This is a genomic window from Campylobacter concisus (genome assembly GCF_002912425.1).
Lineage (GTDB): Bacteria > Campylobacterota > Campylobacteria > Campylobacterales > Campylobacteraceae > Campylobacter_A > Campylobacter_A concisus_AH.
The window spans coordinates 14,642-32,625 of record NZ_POYR01000008.1 but is presented as its reverse complement, the minus strand read 5'-3'; the positions used below and the strand labels follow the sequence as shown (position 1 = coordinate 32,625).

At 40.2% G+C, this 17,984-nt stretch carries 19 protein-coding genes; 17 read left to right on the top strand and 2 right to left on the bottom strand.

Translation table 11 applies throughout. The annotated features are described in order from the left end of the window. Window positions 1–17 precede the first annotated feature (17 nt). Together efp and CYP84_RS00615 are read left to right on the top strand one after the other, a co-directional pair. Window positions 18–584 carry an elongation factor P gene (gene efp, locus CYP84_RS00620; protein WP_004317246.1) on the top strand — a complete coding sequence of 189 codons (567 nt, stop codon included), beginning with the start codon at window positions 18–20 and terminating at the stop codon, window positions 582–584. Window positions 585–608: 24 nt separating this feature from the next. Further along, a complete protein-coding gene (locus tag CYP84_RS00615) occupies window positions 609–1,217 on the top strand; it encodes a DUF4304 domain-containing protein (protein ID WP_103636334.1) in 609 nt (202 codons plus the stop codon). 592 nt (window positions 1,218–1,809) lie between these two features. Here the strand turns inward: CYP84_RS00615 and CYP84_RS00610 are convergent. Together CYP84_RS00610 and surE are read right to left on the bottom strand one after the other, a co-directional pair. Then, entirely contained in the window at window positions 1,810–2,460 is a 651-nt protein-coding gene (locus tag CYP84_RS00610) for a tRNA threonylcarbamoyladenosine dehydratase (RefSeq protein WP_103636333.1), read from the bottom strand. Beyond that, window positions 2,450–3,226, bottom strand: a complete 777-nt coding sequence (surE, locus tag CYP84_RS00605; protein WP_103636332.1) for a 5'/3'-nucleotidase SurE — start codon at window positions 3,224–3,226, stop codon at window positions 2,450–2,452. The genes CYP84_RS00610 and surE overlap by 11 nt, the downstream gene beginning before the upstream one ends. A gap of 102 nt (window positions 3,227–3,328) precedes the next feature. On the opposite strand from surE, the gene lpxB reads away from it, so the two are divergent. The 15 genes from lpxB (at window position 3,329) to hisC (ending at window position 17,983) form a co-directional block, all read left to right on the top strand. Further along, window positions 3,329–4,363 carry a lipid-A-disaccharide synthase gene (gene lpxB / locus CYP84_RS00600; RefSeq protein WP_103636331.1) on the top strand — a complete coding sequence of 345 codons (1,035 nt, stop codon included), beginning with the start codon at window positions 3,329–3,331 and terminating at the stop codon, window positions 4,361–4,363. A gap of 3 nt (window positions 4,364–4,366) precedes the next feature. After that, window positions 4,367–4,852, top strand: a complete 486-nt coding sequence (gene greA, locus CYP84_RS00595) for a transcription elongation factor GreA (protein WP_012001423.1) — start codon at window positions 4,367–4,369, stop codon at window positions 4,850–4,852. A gap of 62 nt (window positions 4,853–4,914) precedes the next feature. After that, on the top strand, window positions 4,915–5,706 hold the full coding sequence (locus CYP84_RS00590; protein ID WP_103636330.1) for a UDP-2,3-diacylglucosamine diphosphatase: 792 nt from the start codon (window positions 4,915–4,917) through the stop codon (window positions 5,704–5,706). Beyond that, window positions 5,706–6,659, top strand: coding sequence for a chemotaxis protein (locus CYP84_RS00585; protein ID WP_103636329.1), 954 nt, complete (start codon window positions 5,706–5,708; stop codon window positions 6,657–6,659). The genes CYP84_RS00590 and CYP84_RS00585 overlap by 1 nt, the downstream gene beginning before the upstream one ends. Before the next feature lie 8 nt (window positions 6,660–6,667). Next, window positions 6,668–9,019 carry a hybrid sensor histidine kinase/response regulator gene (locus CYP84_RS00580; protein ID WP_103636328.1) on the top strand — a complete coding sequence of 784 codons (2,352 nt, stop codon included), beginning with the start codon at window positions 6,668–6,670 and terminating at the stop codon, window positions 9,017–9,019. A 10-nt stretch (window positions 9,020–9,029) separates the two neighbouring features. Continuing rightward, complete coding sequence (locus CYP84_RS00575) at window positions 9,030–9,527, top strand: chemotaxis protein CheW (protein ID WP_021087872.1); 498 nt, start codon at window positions 9,030–9,032, stop codon at window positions 9,525–9,527. Between the two features lie 8 nt (window positions 9,528–9,535). Continuing rightward, window positions 9,536–10,162, top strand: coding sequence for a phosphoserine phosphatase SerB (serB, locus tag CYP84_RS00570; protein WP_103636327.1), 627 nt, complete (start codon window positions 9,536–9,538; stop codon window positions 10,160–10,162). Between the two features lie 4 nt (window positions 10,163–10,166). Next, the gene (locus CYP84_RS00565; RefSeq protein WP_103636326.1) at window positions 10,167–11,159 is read left to right on the top strand and encodes a transaldolase; all 993 of its coding nucleotides are present in this window, start codon (window positions 10,167–10,169) and stop codon (window positions 11,157–11,159) included. After that, window positions 11,159–12,319 (top strand): type IV pilus twitching motility protein PilT, encoded by a 1,161-nt coding sequence (locus tag CYP84_RS00560; RefSeq protein ID WP_103636325.1) that lies wholly within the window; start codon window positions 11,159–11,161, stop codon window positions 12,317–12,319. Before CYP84_RS00565 ends, CYP84_RS00560 begins: the two co-directional genes overlap by 1 nt. 67 nt (window positions 12,320–12,386) lie before the next feature. Next, window positions 12,387–12,923 (top strand): 50S ribosomal protein L25/general stress protein Ctc, encoded by a 537-nt coding sequence (locus tag CYP84_RS00555; protein ID WP_002939542.1) that lies wholly within the window; start codon window positions 12,387–12,389, stop codon window positions 12,921–12,923. A gap of 11 nt (window positions 12,924–12,934) precedes the next feature. Then, window positions 12,935–13,483, top strand: coding sequence for an aminoacyl-tRNA hydrolase (pth, locus tag CYP84_RS00550; protein WP_103578503.1), 549 nt, complete (start codon window positions 12,935–12,937; stop codon window positions 13,481–13,483). Then, the gene (locus CYP84_RS00545; RefSeq protein WP_103598338.1) at window positions 13,480–14,544 is read left to right on the top strand and encodes an LptF/LptG family permease; all 1,065 of its coding nucleotides are present in this window, start codon (window positions 13,480–13,482) and stop codon (window positions 14,542–14,544) included. The genes pth and CYP84_RS00545 overlap by 4 nt, the downstream gene beginning before the upstream one ends. A 55-nt stretch (window positions 14,545–14,599) precedes the next feature. Beyond that, the gene (lysA, locus tag CYP84_RS00540; protein WP_103636324.1) at window positions 14,600–15,823 is read left to right on the top strand and encodes a diaminopimelate decarboxylase; all 1,224 of its coding nucleotides are present in this window, start codon (window positions 14,600–14,602) and stop codon (window positions 15,821–15,823) included. After that, entirely contained in the window at window positions 15,807–16,886 is a 1,080-nt protein-coding gene (gene pheA, locus CYP84_RS00535; RefSeq protein ID WP_103636323.1) for a prephenate dehydratase, read from the top strand. Before lysA ends, pheA begins: the two co-directional genes overlap by 17 nt. Next, a complete protein-coding gene (hisC, locus tag CYP84_RS00530) occupies window positions 16,886–17,983 on the top strand; it encodes a histidinol-phosphate transaminase (protein WP_103636322.1) in 1,098 nt (365 codons plus the stop codon). The genes pheA and hisC overlap by 1 nt, the downstream gene beginning before the upstream one ends. Window position 17,984 lies beyond the last annotated feature (1 nt).

Genomic DNA, 17,984 nt, shown 5'->3' with positions numbered 1-17,984 from the left:
TTACGAAAGGATAAAAAATGGCTTCATATTCAATGGGCGATCTAAAAAAGGGACTAAAGATCGAGATCGACGGCGTTCCTTATAAAATCGTAGAATATCAACACGTTAAACCGGGCAAGGGTGCAGCTTTTGTTCGTGCAAAGATCAAATCTTTTGTCGATGGAAAGGTTCTTGAAAAGACTTTTCACGCAGGCGATAAGTGTGAGCAACCGCATCTTGAAGAAAAAGAGATGCAGTACCTCTATGATGATGGTGAGTTTTGCCAGTTTATGGACACGACTACTTACGAGCAAGTTGCGATCAGCGACGAGGATGTGGGCGATGTTAAAAAATGGATGATCGATGGCATGATGGTTGAAATTTTATTTCACAACGGCAACGCAATCGGCGTAGAAGTGCCACAAGTAGTCGAGCTCAAGATAGTTGAAACTCCACCAAATTTCAAGGGCGATACACAAGGTGGCAAAAAGCCAGCTACTCTTGAGAGTGGCGCGGTAGTTCAGATACCATTTCACGTACTAGAAGGCGAGGTCATCCGCGTTGATACCGTTCGTGGCGAGTACATCGAGCGCGCAAATAAATAACCATGCATCTGGCGCGTTAAATTTATGAAAGAGAAATTTGACGAGCTTATCGCTCTGCTAAAGCCGCTATTTAAGGATAATGGCTTTAGTAAGAGCGCTTTAAATTTCTACAAAAATACTCCAAATTTTATCTATGTTTTAAATTTTCAAAAAAGCAGTGGCAATAGCTCAGAGCGCACGAGATTTTATATAAATTGCGGCATTTATGCCCCTTTTATAGAGGCTACTCTTGGCAAAGAAGCGCTTAGCAAGCCAAAAGAGTATGAGTGTCATTTTAGAGCTAGAGCACATGAAATCACTCGCACAGCTGCTGCATACTACGAGCTAGAGCCAGATAGTGACGTGGCTAAAATTTATGAAAATGTGGCAAACGACCTTGGCTTTGTTTTTAATTTTTTTGAGCAAAATAGCTCTGAAGCAAATTTAATAGAGCTAATGCTCGAACAAAACGGCCTTGCAGCGATAAATCAGCTTTACGAATATCTTTTGATAAAAGATAAAAGTGAAATTTTGATCTTTCATGCCAAAAAGCTCTTCGCAAAGCATGGCAGTGAAGCAAGGTGGGGTAAATTTCAAAACCAAATAAACGAGCTACTTAGAAAATATAAAAAAGATGAGATAAAATTTAAATGATAAATCGCATTTGGTTGTAAAAAGCAGCAAATACGATCGGATAAATATGTAAACTTTAGGTCTATTGTTAAATTTTTGATTTATTTAAGCTATTTACTAAATTTTAGGACTTATGAATTTAAAGCTATATTTTAAAATAGTAGTTTGTTGTGGTTTGCGATGCACCAGCATTAAAGCATACATCTTGAACGTGCGAGGGGTTTTACTGGGGCTTCGTCTCATAACTGCAAGTAGACATGAGGTCTAAAGAGGGATAAAGGGACGGGGTTTCGTGTCTATCCTACAGTTGCGAGCCTGAGAAACAAAATTTAAGCCCCCTTGTCACCCTTTTTGATACAAAACTTTAAATTTATTAAAATCTACTTTTGCAAATTTTAAAATTCCATTCACTCACAAGGATTGACTACTAAAATTTGGCTGCGTTTACAGTTTAGCTCAAATTTTAGAGCCGAAATTACTTGTTCACAAATTTTTAAAATTTACTAGATGCTCATCTTGGATTGTTAAATTAGTCTCTTGTAGAGCTGGCTGTTCAATTTATCCAAAAATGTCAGCCCTAATTTGAAATTTTACTCGGAGTGTAAATTTGGGCTTACTGCCCAACTATCTTTTTAACAGCTAGTGAGGCTAAATTTAGCCCAAAGCAGGCAGTCACGCCCATGAAGCTTCCAAGTGGCTTGCAAAGTGGTTCTTCTGTTGAAAAGACTACGTCAAATTTACCGCTAAAGCCTGATTTTTTGAGCTCATATCTATATTTTCTAGCTAGCGGATCGACCGAGGTTTTCCAAACGCTAGCCACCTTTATTTTTGTAGGATCGACTCTTTTTGCACCACCCATCGAGGCTATAAATTTGCTAGGATCTACTGCGTTTGCAAGGGCGATCTTAGCAGCGATATCATCGATAGCATCAATCACCACGTCAAATTTACTAAAGTCAAAACTAGCGACAAACTCAGGCGTAATCAGCGTCTGCATAGGCGTGACGCAAGGATAAATTTTGGCAAACTCATCAACCTTTACGCCACCCACATTTTCGCTGTAAATTTGGCGGTTTTGATTTGTCACGTCAAAGATGTCTTTGTCGATTAGAGTGATGCTCCCGACCCCGCTTCTAGCGAGCGCATCCACGCACATCCCGCCAACGCCTCCAGCTCCGCAAACTAGCACTTTTGCGCTTTGAAGCTTGCTAAAACCATCCTCGCCAAAGAGCCATCTTATCCTTGTAAATCTATCATTTTGCATCAAATTTCCCTTTTAAGCTCTCCAAACTCTCGTATGAGGTCATATTTAGTTTTATGGGCGTTATCGTTGCAAAGCCCTCATTTACCTTGCTGATGTCGCTTGGCTCGCCTTTTTCGTATTCAAGTGCGGCGTTTCCAAGCCAGTAGTACTCGATGCCTCTTGGATTGCGATTAAGCGTGGCATGCGTGGCGTAGGTGCGTCTGCCAGCTGGCACGACGGCATAACCTTTGAAATTTTTGCTAGTTCTAGCTGGGATATTTACGTTTAGAAATTCCCTTGGATTTAGCGAAATTTCATCATTTAGCACCTTTGGAGTGATAAATTTCACCACCTCTTTTGCTAGCTCAAAGCCAAGTTCATTTAGTGAGTTGTTTTCATAAAACTGCGAAAAGGCGATGCTTCTAATGCCCTGTAAAACGCCCTCCATCGCCGCTCCACACGTGCCAGAGTAGGTGATGTCCTCGCCTAAATTTGCCCCGTGATTTATGCCACTTATCACTAGATCTGGCTTTTTATTATAAAGTGCGTGAAGTGCGAGATATACGCAGTCGCTGGGCGTTGCGTCATCAAGTTTAAAAAAGCCATCATCAAGTTTTATAAATCTAAGCGGCCTTGTGAGAGTTAGCGAGTGAGCGCAGGCTGATTTTTCAGAGCTTGGAGCTACGATCGTGACATTTACACCATCTAGCTCGCTCAAAGCTTCTTTTAAGGCAAGCAGGCCAGTCGCCTCAAATCCATCGTCATTTGTTATCAAAATTTCTTTCAAATTTTATCCTTTAAAGGGTTGGATTTTATCACAGCTTTCTTAAAATTTTAAAGAATTTTTGCGTATAATGCCCCCAAAAAAAGACCTAATGAAAGTGTGTAAATGAAAATTTTAGTCTCCGCTCTTGAGCCATCGGCAAATTTGCATTTAAAAGAAATTTTGAAAAATTTTGAGGGCGAATTTGAGCTAATGGGAATTTTTAGCGAAGAGCTTGGCACGCCATATATGAAAAGTAGCGAGTTTTCAGCGATGGGCTTTGTCGAGGTTTTGCCGCTCATTTTTAAGGCAAAAAAGGCGATGAAAGTGATGAGCCAGATGGCAAAAGAGGCTGATGCGGTGCTACTAATCGACAGCCCAGCCTTTAACCTGCCGCTTGCAAAGGCGATAAAAGCAGCTGGCGCAAAAGCAGCCGTGACATACTACATCTTGCCTCAAGTTTGGGCGTGGAAGCCAAAAAGAGTGAGCGTAGTGGAGAGGTATTGTGACAACCTTGCTTCGATCCTGCCATTTGATGCGAAATTTTATAGCCGATCAACCTACGTGGGTCATCCTTTGATGGATGAGATAAAGCTTAAAAAAACGAGCCTTAGTAGCAGCGGCAAAGTTGCTTTTCTGCCAGGATCAAGAAGGTCAGAAATTTCAAGGCTGATGCCAGTTTATAGAGAGCTTGCTAAAAAGATAGAAGCCAAGAGGTTGCTTGTCGTGCCACCATTTTTGCTTGATAAAGTGGGCGAAATTTATGGCGATGTGAGCGATTTTGAGGTCGTCTCAAACACGCCTGAAGCCTTGTATGAGAGCGACTTTGCATTTGTTTGCTCTGGCACGGCTACGCTTGAAGCAGCGCTCATTGGCACGCCATTTGTGCTAGCATACAAGGCAAAAGCGATAGATGTTTTCATCGCTAGAAAATTTGTAAAGATCAAGCACGCGGGACTTGCAAATATAATGTTTGACTTCATGGGCAAAGAGCCGCTTCATGAGGAATTTATCCAAGAGTTTGCAACGGCTGAAAATTTGCTAAAAGCTTATGAGAGCTGTGATAGGCAAAAATTCTTAAAAGGCTGCGATGAGCTAAGGGCTTATTTAGGGCATGGCAGCAGTAAAAATGTAGTAAAAATTTTAAAAAATATGGAGTAAAAAATGAGTGAACCAATGACAATGCACGGATATGAGAAGATAGAAGCTGAGCTAAAGGATCTAAGGCTGGTGCAGCGCCCTCAAATCGTAACAGAGATCGACATCGCAAGAAGCCACGGCGATCTTAAAGAAAATGCTGAGTATCACGCAGCAAAAGAAAAACAAGCCTTTATAGACGCTAGGATCGCTGAGCTTAGCGCGCTTTTGGCAAACGCAGAAGTGATCGATCCAAGTAGCTACGAGCATGATAGGGTGAGGTTTGGTTCAAGTGTGACGATAATGGACGAAGAGACTGAGGTTGAGCATACTTACACGATAGTTGGTGTGAGCGAAAGTGACCTAGATAAGGGCTATATCTCGATAAACTCACCTCTTGCAAAGCAGCTTTTAGGCAAGGCTGAGGGCGATGAGGTAGCGCTAAATTTACCAAAAGGCAGAAGCGACGTTGAGATCGTTAAGATCTGCTATAAACCTATAAAATTTGACTAAAAAGATGAGGCGAAGAGCTAAAAACTGCTTTTGGCTCTGCTAATTTTTAATTAAGGCAAAATTTGAGCGAATACCTATATGCCCCCGTTATAAAAGAAGGCGCGATCTTTTTAGCTGATGCGCATGAAAATGTAAATAGAGATGGCTTTTTGAAATTCTTACGCGGCGTTGATAGCGGAGAGATTAAGGAGCCACCGCAGATTTTCTTGCTTGGCGATATATTTGATTTTTTAACGGGCGAGGGCGAATATACAAGAGAATTTTACGCTGAGCACTTAAGTCTTATAAATAAAATTTCACAAAAGGTGGAAATTTTTTACTTCGAGGGCAACCACGATTTTAGACTTTCAAATTTATTTGATAAAACTAGAGATTTTTGGGACAAAGGAGAGAAGCTAAGCTTTGAGGGGGTAAAGGTCTATGACATTTGCGCTCAGCCAGTGAAATTTAGAACTATAGGCGGTGAGCACGTCCAGATCGCGCACGGAGATATATTTTTACCTTTTATAGATAAGTACGCACTTAGGTTTTTAAGGCTTAGATGGTTTTTGAAATTTATGAACGCGCTTGATAAAATTTTGGATTTTAAAATTTCAAAAGCGATACTAGCCAAACTTACTAAGAAAAATCTGCACTATAAAATTTCAAACTTCAAGGAGCTAATGAGCAAGCATTTGCAGGGCTTTGACGCAAGTATAGTGATAGAGGGACACTATCATCAAGGTGAGCTATTTGATATTTACGATAGATTTTATATAAATTTACCTTGTTTTGCATGCGAGCAAAGTTATTTTGTTGTAGAATACGCCCAGCAAAAGTTTAATTTGCTCAAAATGAGTTTGAAAGGACATTGATGTTTGGAGACAACGTACTAAAAACGGGCTCAAACGAGATGGAACTTGTTGATTTTCGTATCTTTAAAAAGGCCGAAAACAAAGTATATGAAGGAATATACGGAGTCAATGTCGCAAAGGTGCGGGAGATCATTAAGATGCCAAATCTTACCGAGCTTCCTGGTGTTCCTGAGTATATAGAGGGAATTTTTGATTTAAGAGGTGTGGTTATCCCCGTTATAAATTTGGCAAGATGGATGAATATCATCGAGCCAACTGAGGGTGTAGTCATAAAGCCACGTGTTATTATTGCTGAATTTAGCGGTATATTAATCGGTTTTATCGTCCATGAGGCCAAGAGGATCAGACGTATAAACTGGAAAGACATAGAGCCTGCAAATTTTGCTGCTGGAGCTGGTACTCTGGACAAAGGCAAGATCACAGGCGTAACAAGAATAGAAAACGACGAAGTACTTTTAATTCTTGATCTTGAAAGCATCGTTGAAGAGCTAGGAATTTACTCACCAAAGATCGAATTTGACGTAACAGACGATCAAAGGATCAAAGGCGCTGCTTTAGTTCTAGATGATAGCTCAACTGCTAGAAAGCTAGTAAAAGACGCACTTGAGAAGATGGGTCTTAGCGTAGTTGAAGCTAAAAACGGCGTTGAGGGATTAGAGAGGATGGAAGAGCTTTATCAAAGATATGGAGATAACTTGACAAAAGAGCTTAGAGTTATCTTAAGTGATATCGAAATGCCACAAATGGATGGATACCGCTTTGCTTCAACTATTAAAAATGATGATAGATTTAAAGATGTTCCGATTGTGTTTAACTCTTCATTAAGCAACGAATTTAGTGAGGTTAAGAGTAAAGAAGCCGGTGGTGCTGCGTATCTTACAAAATTTGATGCTGGTGTATTTTATCAAGAGGTGCTAAAAGTGATTGAAGCACATTCTAAATCTGCGAAGTGAGGTGAAGTATGGATGATATGAAAGAAATAATGGAAGACTTTTTAATAGAGGCTTTCGAACTTATTGAGCAGATAGACCATGACCTTGTTGAACTAGAGGCAAACCCTGAAGACTTGGAGCTTTTAAATAGAATTTTCCGTGTTGCTCACACAGTAAAAGGCAGCTCAAGCTTTTTAAATTTTGACGTTCTAACAGAGCTTACTCACCACATGGAGGATGTTTTAAACAAAGCTAGAAAAGGCGAGCTAAAGATCACTCCGGACATCATGGACGTTGTTCTTGAGTCAGTTGATATGATGAAGGGACTACTTGAGAGCATTAGAGATAACGGTAGTGACGCAGCTGCTGGCATTGATATCAAAAATATTTGTGTAAGACTTACTCAAATTTCTGAAGGTGAAGCACCAAGCGCAGCCGCAGAAGCTCCAGCCGCACCAGCACCTGAGCCAGTAAAAGAGCCAGAACCTGTCGCACCAGCTGAAGAAGCAGCTCCTGAAGTAAGTGATGCTGAGCTTTCAAAGCTAAGTGACTCTGAGGTTGAGGCTGAGATAGAGAGACTTTTAAAAGTTAGAAAAGCAGAAGATCAAGCAAGACGTGCTTCAAAAGGCATAGCTCCAAAATCTCCTGAAGAGATAGCTCCAGCCACAAGCGCTGCGCCAGCACCTGCACCTAAGCCAGCTCCTAGTAGAGAAAGGGATGCTGATAAAAAAGTGCCAGCAGCTAGTAGTAACAGTGCGGTAGCACAAGAGCAAACGATACGTGTTGAAGTAAAAAGACTTGATCACTTGATGAATTTAATCGGTGAGCTTGTTCTTGGTAAAAACCGCTTGTTAAAAATTTATGATGACGTAGAAGAGAGATATGAGGGCGAGAAATTCCTCGAAGAGCTAAATCAAGTAGTCTCAAGTCTAAGTCTAGTTACGACTGATATCCAGCTAGCTGTTATGAAGACAAGGATGCTTCCAATAGCAAAAGTCTTTAATAAATTCCCACGTATGATACGTGATCTTAGCCGCGACCTTGGTAAGCAGATCGACCTTGAAATTTCAGGTGAAGAGACTGAGCTTGATAAATCAATCGTTGAAGAGATCGGCGATCCGCTAGTTCATATCATCAGAAACTCATGCGATCATGGCATCGAAGATCCTGAGACAAGAAAGGCAATGGGCAAACCTGAAAAAGGCCTTGTTCAGCTAAAAGCTTACAATGAGGGCAACCATATCGTTGTTGAGATAGTTGATGATGGTAAGGGCTTGGATGCTGATATGCTTAAAGCTAAGTCGATAGAAAAAGGCATCATCACTGAGCGTGAAGCTGATGCGATGAGCGAGAAAGAGGCTTTTGGTCTTATATTTAAGCCAGGATTTTCAACTGCAGCCAAGGTTACAAACGTATCTGGTCGTGGCGTTGGTATGGACGTTGTTAAGACAAATATCGAAAAGCTAAATGGTATCATTGATATCGAGAGTGAAGTTGGAAAAGGCACAGTTATGAAGCTTAAAATTCCACTTACACTTGCGATCATTCAATCACTTCTTGTCGGAACACAAGAGGAATTTTATGCGATACCACTTGCGAGCGTTCTTGAAACTGTTCGCGTACCTATCGATGATATCTATACGATCGATGGCAAAAACGTTCTAAGACTAAGAGATGAGGTCTTATCTCTTGTTAGACTTTCAGATGTCTTTGGTGTCAATAAAGTCTTTGACGGCGGAGATCAAACTTATGTCGTTATCATCGGCGTTGCCGAGGCAAAACTGGGCATCATCGTAGATACATTAGTCGGTCAAGAAGAGATCGTTATTAAGTCAATGGGTGATTATTTGCAAAATATCCCAGGCATCGCTGGAGCTACTATAAGAGGCGATGGCCGCGTAACTCTTATCATAGACGTTGGTGCTATGATGGAGATGGCAAAGGATATTAAGGTAAATATTAGAGCCGAGATGGAAGATAGTGCTAAAGCAAAAGAGAAACCAAGCGATTACAAGGTTCTAATCGTTGATGACTCTAAGATGGATAGAACCATTATGCAAAAATCGCTCGAGCCAATCGGCGTCACAATAATAGAAGCAACTAACGGAGTAGAAGCACTCAATATAATTAAATCAGGTGAGCATGCATTTGATGCGGTGCTCATTGATATTGAGATGCCAAGGATGGACGGATATACTCTAGCTGGTGAAATTCGCAAATACTCTAAGTATCGCACTTTACCGCTAATAGCAGTAACATCAAGAACGTCTAAAACTGATAGATTGCGCGGAGTAGAGGTTGGTATGACAGAATATATCACAAAACCATATTCGTCAGAATACCTTGAAAACGTTGTTAGAAAAAATATTAAATTAGGTTAGGGGTTAGGCGATGAATGATAAACTAAACCAAGTTTTAAGCAAACAAAAACAACAAATTGACGAGCCTGAGATAAAAAACAACGAAGATATAGTCCAACTTGTAGGCTTCGTTGTTGGCGAAGAAGAGTATGCGATACCTATTTTAAATATCCAAGAGATAATCAAACCTATCGAATACACCCGTGTTCCTAGCGTGCCCGACTATGTTCTTGGTGTCTTTAACCTACGTGGAAACGTTATCCCTCTTATTGATTTGCGAAAACGTTTTTCACTAAATGTTACAAAACAAAGCTCAAATACAAGATATATCGTCATGAAAGATGAGGATAATATCGCAGGCTTCGTGATAGACCGCTTGACGGAGGCTATCAGAATAGACCGCAACAGGATCGATCCGCCGCCAGAGACTTTGGTAAAAGACAAAGGCATGATCTATGGTATCGGCAAACGCGATCAAAACATCCTTACGATTTTAAAGGTTGAGAGCCTTTTAAAGCGTGATTTTTAGGGCATAGCTTGATAAAACTTTGTGCTTTTGACTTTGACTCTACGATAATGGACGGCGAGACGATTGATATCCTCGCCGCCGCTAATAACGCCAGTGATGAGGTGGCTAGCATAACTAAGCGTTCGATGAACGGCGAACTTGATTTTTTTGAAAGTCTTACAGCAAGAGTAAAATTTTTAAAAGGAATGCCACTCTCAAAGGCAGATGAAATTTGTAAAAATTTACCTATCATGCCAGGAGCTAGCGAGCTTATAGACGCTCTAAAGCAAAAAGGTATAAAAGTCGTGGTTTTTAGTGGTGGTTTTCACATCGCAACTGATAAGATGCAAGAAAAGCTTAAATTTGACGCAAATTTTGCAAATATTTTGCACCATAAAGATGGAATTTTAACAGGTGAAGTTGGCGGAGAGATGATGTTTGGTAGCTCAAAAGGTGAGATGATAGATCGCTTAAAAGGGCTATTAAATTTAGATAAAAGTGAGATCATGTGCGTTGGCGATGGCGCTAATGACGTATCTATGTTTAGAAAATGTGATCTAAAAATTGCCTTTTGTGCGAAAGAAATTTTAAAAAAAGAAGCGACGCATTGCGTGGATGTCAAGGATCTGCGTGAAATTTTAAATTTTATAAGGTGAAAAAATGTATGACAATGAAGCTAAATTTTCTCTTTGGTGTGACTTTATAGAGAGAGATTTTTTACAAAACGAATTCAACTCTTTATTAGAAAAAGGCGTTATAAACGGATCTACAAGCAACCCAGCTATCTTTAAAACAGCTTTTGCATCACCTGCTTACAAACAGATCATACAAAACAGCAACAAGCGTCACCCAAAAGATCTTTATGAAATTTTAGCGACCCAAGATATCAAGATCGCCGCATGTAAAATGCTAAAAAACTACGCAAATGGCGACGATGGCTTTGTTAGTATCGAGGTTGATCCAAATTTAAGTGGCGAAACAGCTGCGACGATAGAAGAGGGCATCAGGCTTCACAACCTTATCTCAATGCCAAATGTCATGATAAAAATTCCAGCTACAAAAGAGGGTTATGAAGCGATGAGTGCGCTTATGGCAAGAGGCATCAGCGTAAATGCGACGCTCATTTTTTCGCCAGATCAGGCTAAAAACTGCCTAGAGGCCTTTAAAGAGGGTAGCAAAGCTTATGCAAGCCGCTTTGTGGATACGACGATGCCAAAAGGTGTGATCAGCGTTTTTGTTAGTAGATTTGATAGAAAGCTTGATGAGACGATGGCTGCAAAGAGCTTGCCAACTGGGCAGATCGGCATAATGAACGCTGCAAATATCTATCATATCATTGAGGACTTTGGCTTAGAAAACGTAAGGACACTTTTTGCAAGCACTGGCGTAAAAGGCGGTGGCTTAAGAAGGGATTATTACGTTAGGGAGCTAATGTATAAAAACTCTATAAACACAGCTCCGATAGATACGATAAAAGAATTTATAAAAGAAAAAGCTGAGGCAAAAAATGCCCCTAGCAAAGAGAATATCTCAAGCTTTTTTCACATCATAAAAAATAATGAGATCGATATAAATGCTACTTATAAAGAGCTTTTAAATGATGGCTTAAAGCAGTTTGTTACAGCATTTGACGACATTATGAAATCACTTTAATGACCAAACAAGACCTAGACTCATATCTGTGCTCTTTAGTGGATAAAGGCGGCAGCGACCTTCATCTAAAGTCTGCAAGCCTTGTTTATGGTAGATTTAATGGTGAGATCATGCCACTTAGCGAAGAAAATTTAGACCCAAGTGACGCAGTAGCTATCGCAAATGAACTTTTGGGGGCTAAATTTGATGAGTTTATGGATAAAAAAGATATAGATTTTTCGTATAAACTAAATGATGAGTACTGCTTTCGTGTAAATATGTTTTTGCAGATAAATGGAATTTCTGCTGTCTTTCGTGTCACTCCAACGAAAATTCCAACCATAAAAGAGCTAAATTTACCAAGCGTGATAGAAAAAATTTGCACAGAGACCACTCGTGGCATCATCCTAGTGACTGGCCCAACCGGAAGCGGCAAGACGACAACGCTTGCAAGCATGATAAATTTCATAAACCAGACAAAAAGATCACACATCGTGACTATCGAAGATCCGATCGAATACGTATTTAACGACGATAAAAGCATAATCAATCAGCGCTCTATCGGGGCAGATGCGCTAAATTTCTCAGATGCGTTAAGGGCTTCGCTTAGAGAAGATCCTGACATCATTTTGGTTGGTGAGATGAGAGATCTTGAGACTATTGAGACTGCTATTAGAGCTGCTGAGACTGGCCACTTGGTGCTTTCGACACTTCACACGCTTGATGCAAAAGAGAGCGTAAATAGAATAGTAAATAGCTTCCCGCAAGGCGAGCGAGATAAGGTCAGCCTTATGTTCTCTTCAGTGCTTGCTTGCGTCATCTCACAAAGGCTGGTTAAGACGCTTTTTGGCACTAGACGCCCAGCAGTCGAGATCATGAGAAAAAACACCCGCATAAAAGAGCTCATATCTGAAGAGAAATTTGACGAGATCGATCTTGCCATAGCTGAGTCAAAAAATACTTACGGCATGCAAACTTTTGATCAGCACCTGTTTGAGCTTTATGAAAATAAGATAATTAGTGCCGAAGTGGCGCTTGACAATGCTAGCAACAGGGGCGATTTGCAGCTTAAGATAAAAAGCTCAAATGTGGCAGGTTTTAGCTTTGAAAATGGTGTAAATTTTGGCAAACCTCAAAGCAAACAAGATCAACCTGAAGTGATCGCACTTAAAGAAATTTAATAAGCTTTATGTGAAATTTATAAAGCATTAGATAAAATCAGCACCTATTTTTTATGAAAGGAAAACGATGTTAGAAGGAATCGTTAGAGAGAGTATCGGTAAGAAGTCTGCGAAGGCTTTGAGAAGAGATGGTTATCTAATCGCCAACATTTATGGCAAGGGATTAGAGAATGTTGCAGCTGCTTTTAAAGTAAATGACTTTATAAAAGAGGCGCGCAAAAAAGAGAGCCTTGCTTTTGATGTAAAAGTAGGCGGAAAAGTTTATAATGTCGTTATTGTTGATTACCAAAGAGATGTTGTTACAAGCGATCTTAAACACGTAGATCTAAAAGTAGCACTTCCAGGCGTTTTATCAAAATATATGATCCCAGTTAAGCCAGTTGGAACACCTATTGGTCTTAAAAATAAGGGTGTTTTGATCCAGTCAAAAAGACGTCTTTGCGTAAAATGCACGGCTGAAAATTTACCAAATTCATTTGACGTTGATGTAAGCAAACTTGACATTGATGATACGATTTTGGTTCGTGATATCACAGCTCCTAAAGGCGTTACTATCATTGACGCTGACCGTGTTGCGGTACTTGGAGTTATTAAAGCTAAATAAAAAGGGCTTTTGTGACACTAATAGCGGGGCTGGGAAATCCTGGCCCCAAATACGAAAACACTAGACACAACATAGGCTTTATGCTTATAGACCTCCTAAAAGACTCAAATTTCAAAGATGTTAGCTCAGCCAAATTTCAAGGCGAAGTTTTTAAATTTAACGACATTATCTTGCTAAAACCAACGACCTTTATGAACCTCTCAGGTCAAAGCGTAAAAGCGGTAAAAGACTTTTATAAACCAGATAGGATAATCGTCATCCACGACGATCTTGATCTTAGTTTTGGCGCGGTTAAATTTAAAAAAGGCGGCAGTAGCGGCGGACATAACGGCATAAAATCGATCGACGGACTAATCGGCAACGACTACGAAAGGGTGCGTGTTGGTATCGGACATGAGGGCGATGCTAAAAATTTTGTCCTTGGCGAGTTTAGCAACGAGGAGAAAAAGGCTTTAGATGAAATTTTAGCCTATACAAAAAATGCAGTTTGCGAGCTACTAAAGAGTGATATCAATGAAATTTCACAAAAATTTACGGTAAAAAAAGGTCTTATCAAATGAAACTATACGCCAGATACGTTGGCTGGGTCTATATAAAATCTTTTCTTATCGTATTTTTAGCGCTTGAGCTATTTTATGTTGGCATTGATCTGCTTACAAATTTAAAAGATCTACCGCCATCTGCGAATCTTCAGTTGCTCTACGTTGGCCTTACTGCGCTAAGTGCCATTAGCTACGTTTTGCCACTTTCGCTCATTTTTGCGCTAATAATTTTGCATGTAAATATGGTTCGTTCAAACGAGCTAATCAGCTTTTATGCTCTTGGTATCAGCAAAAACAAGCTCATTTTGCCGCCATTTCTCATCGCATTTTTTGTGACGATTTTTTACGTCGGGCTAAATTTTACGCCGTTTGCTTATGCGCATGATTATCAAAAAAGTATCGCAAAAAACACTGCTTTTTCAAAAAGCACAAACGACTCATTTTTGAAATTTGAAGGCAAATTTATCTACATAAAAGAGCTAAACTCAGCCAAACAAAGGGCAAATGACGTGAGAATTTTTGACATTAATGGCACTGACTTGCTCTCAACAACCTTTGCCGATCACGCTAAATTTAAAGACAATGAGTGGGTTTTAGAGGATGTAAATCAGACCTTTTTGCCTCAAAGCTTAGAGCTTGGCGAAAATGGCTTTAATAAGGTAAAAAGCGAAAATTTAGATGCATTAAGAGGCTTTAAGCCAAAGAGCATCGAGAGTGCTGCAAGCGTTGAAAACTCGAAGTTTAACATACCTGATGCGATAAATTTTATAAAGACATTTAAAAACGAAGGCATAGGGCTAGACAGCGCAAGAACGGCATTTTACAATCTTGCTATCACACCATTTTTTGCGCCATTTTTATTGCTTATTTTTTACTATCATTTGCCAGTAACTGGTAGGTTTTTTAACCTAGCACTCTCAACATTTATCTTTGTTGTGATAACTCTCGTAGTTTGGGGACTTCTCTTTATCTTAACCAAATTTGCTCAAACCTCAGTCATCTTGCCAGAGATCGGCATGGTGCTCCCTGTTATTTTGCTTTTTGCATACGCCATTTATCTCATAAAATCGCATCGTTAAGCCAAATTTTGGCAACTTTTTTGTAAAATCAAGCCATTTTAAAAAAGGCTATTTTATGGATTTTAAAGAGCTTGCAAGCAAATACAAAACCCCACTTTACGTTTATGATTTTAACTACATTAAAGAGCGCTATGAAGCGCTAAAAAACGCATTTTACGCTAGAAAATCTCTGGTTTGCTACGCTGTAAAGGCAAACTCAAATTTAAGCGTTTTAAAATTTCTGGCTGATCTTGGAGCAGGATTTGACTGCGTGAGCATCGGCGAGGTCAAAAGAGCGCTGTTAGCAGGAGCTAAGAGATATCAGATCATCTTTAGTGGCGTTGGCAAGAGCGACGAAGAGCTAAAAGAGGCTTTAGAAAATGAAATTTTGCTTATAAATGTTGAGAGTTTTGCCGAGCTTTTAAGGCTTGAAAACATCGCAAAAGAGCTAAATTTAAAGGCTAGGATCAGCATCAGGGTAAATCCTGGCGTTGATGCAAAAACGCACCCATATATCTCGACAGGACTAAATGAAAACAAATTTGGCGTTGATGCAGAGACAGCTAAAAAGATGTATATCCATGCTAAAAATTCAGAGTTTCTTGAGCCAACTGGCATACACTTTCACATCGGCTCGCAGCTAACTTCACTAAGCCCGATAATAGACGCTGCAAAGATCGTTAGCGAGCTTTTAAGAGAGCTAAAAGCGCTTGAGATCGACATCAAATTCTTTGACGTTGGCGGCGGACTTGGCATCATCTATAACGACGAAAAAGAGATAAATTTATATGACTACGCACAAGGAATTTTAGGTGCACTAAAGGGTCAAGACGTGACTATCGTTTGTGAGCCAGGACGCTTCATCGTGGGTAATGCTGGCTACTTTGTCGCAAGCGTTTTATATGAGAAATTTAACGGCAAAAAGAGATTTATCATCACTGATGGCGCGATGAATGATCTTATAAGACCAAGTCTCTATGGCGCGCATCACAAAATTTTTGCTTACGGCAAGGATGAAAATTTAGGCACTTGCGACGTGGTTGGTCCAGTCTGCGAAAGTGGCGACTTTTTAGCAAAAGATATAGAGCTGCCAGAGTGTAAGAGTGGCGATATCATCGTGGTTAAAGGAGCTGGGGCTTATGGTTTTAGCATGAGTTCAAACTACAACACAAGAAACAGAGCCGCTGAAGTTTGCGTGCTTGATGGCAAAGATAGGCTGATAAGAAGACGCGAGTGCTTTGAGGACGTCGTGGCACCTGAGATTGAGTTTTTGGAGAGCGCTGATGCAAGAGCTAAATGAGCTTAGAAAAGAGATCGATAGTATCGATGATCTCATTTTAAATAAACTAAACGAGAGGATGAAGCTTGTTGAGCAGATCGGCAAGCTAAAGCAAACGAGTGGGACGCCTATATATCGCCCTGAGCGTGAGCGAGCTATCATAAACCGCCTAACAAGCCTTAGCAAAGAAAAAGCCTTAAATAAGGCTGCGATCGAGGCTATTTATCTTGAAATTTTTGCTGTTAGTAGAAATTTAGAGATGCCTCAAAAGATCGTCTATCTAGGACCTGAGGGCACTTATACACATCAAGCGGCGCAGAGTAGATTTGGCGCGATGAGTGCCTATCTGCCACTTGCTACGATCGAGGCAGTTTTTACAAAGCTAGCTCAAAAAGAGGCAAAATATGGCGTTGTGCCTATCGAAAACAACACTGAAGGCGCTGTTGGAGCTACGCTTGATTGTTTGAGTAAATTTGATGATATAAAGATAGTAGCAGAGCTCTACGTAGATATCCACCACAGCTTTGTTAGCATAAATGAAAATTTAAAAGAGATAAAGCGAATTTACTCGCATCCGCAAGGCTACAACCAGTGCCGTAAATTTTTAGAAGATCACCTGCTAAATGAGGTCGAATTTATCCCAGCCAAATCAACCGCCGCAGCCGCATATATGGCATCTATGGATATAGAATCAGCCGCTATTTGCTCAAAAATCGCAGCTAAAATTTACAACGTGCCGATCGTTTATGAAACGATCGAAGATAATATGGCAAATAGAACGAGATTTCTCATTCTTAGCGATTTTAAAAACGCCAAGGTTGAAAACTCAAAAACTTCGGTACTAGCAAAGACCGATCACCGCCCAGGACGCCTTGCTGATCTGCTTTCTATCTTTAAAAATGAAAATATCAATATCACAAAACTTGAGTCACGTCCTATAAAGCAGCGCGAATTTAAGTCAATTTTCTACCTTGACTTTGAGGGGCATATCGACGATGAGAAGGTGCAAAACGCCTTTGAACTCGCAAAAGAGAGCGGCGCTGAGATAACGTGGCTTGGAAGCTATTTAAACGGAGATGAGTGATGAAATTTAATGACTTTTTAGATGATCTAGTAAATTACGAGGCTGGAAAGCCAATCGAGCTTGTAGTTAGGGAGTTTGGCATCGAGGCAAAAGATGTGATAAAGCTAGCGAGCAATGAAAACCCTTTTGGCACTAGCAAACGCGTAGAAGAGGCGCTAAAAGAGGTCGCTAAAAACGCACATCTCTATCCAGACGATAGCTACTTTGAGCTAAAAGAGGGGCTGGCTAAGAAATTTGGCATAACTAGCAAAAATTTAATCATCGGCTCTGGAAGTGACCAGATCATAGAGTTTGCACTTCACGCAAAGGCAAACAAGCAAAGTGGTGTTTTGATGGCTGGCGTGACATTTGCGATGTATGAAATTTATGCAAAACAAACTGGGGCTAAAATTTACCGCACAAAGAGCGTGGAGCATAATTTGAGCGAGTTTTTAGAAATTTATAATGCGCACAAAGATGAAATTTCTGTCATATTTCTTTGCCTGCCAAACAATCCTTTGGGCGAGTGCATCGATGCCGATGAGGTCTATAAATTTATAAAAAACATTGATGAAAACACGCTTGTGGTGCTTGACTGCGCTTACAACGAATTTGCTAAATTTAAAGATGGCAAAAAAGAGATAAAGCCAAGCGAGGTGGTGAAATTTAAAAACGCCATCTATCTTGGCACTTTCTCAAAAGCCTACGCACTTGGCGGCATGCGCGTGGGATACGGCGTGGCAAATGAAGAGATCATAGGCGCTCTTTCAAAACTAAGAGCTCCGTTTAACATCACAACTCCAAGCCTAAGAGCAGCGATAGTAGCGCTTGGAGATGATGAATTTGTGCAAAAAACTATGCAAAACAACTTCGAGCAGATGAAGAGATATGAGGAGTTTGCAAAGCAAAATGGCATCGAGTTTATCCCAAGCTACACAAATTTCATCACATTTAAATTTAACGAGCCAAAATCAAGCCAGATATGCGAAAAGATGCTAAAAAAAGGTATAATTTTACGAGATTTAAAAAGCTATGCCTTAAATGCGGTGAGAATCACCATCGGTCAGGCATGGCAAAACGATAGAGTTTTTGAAGAGTTAGAGCAAATTTTAAAGTAGG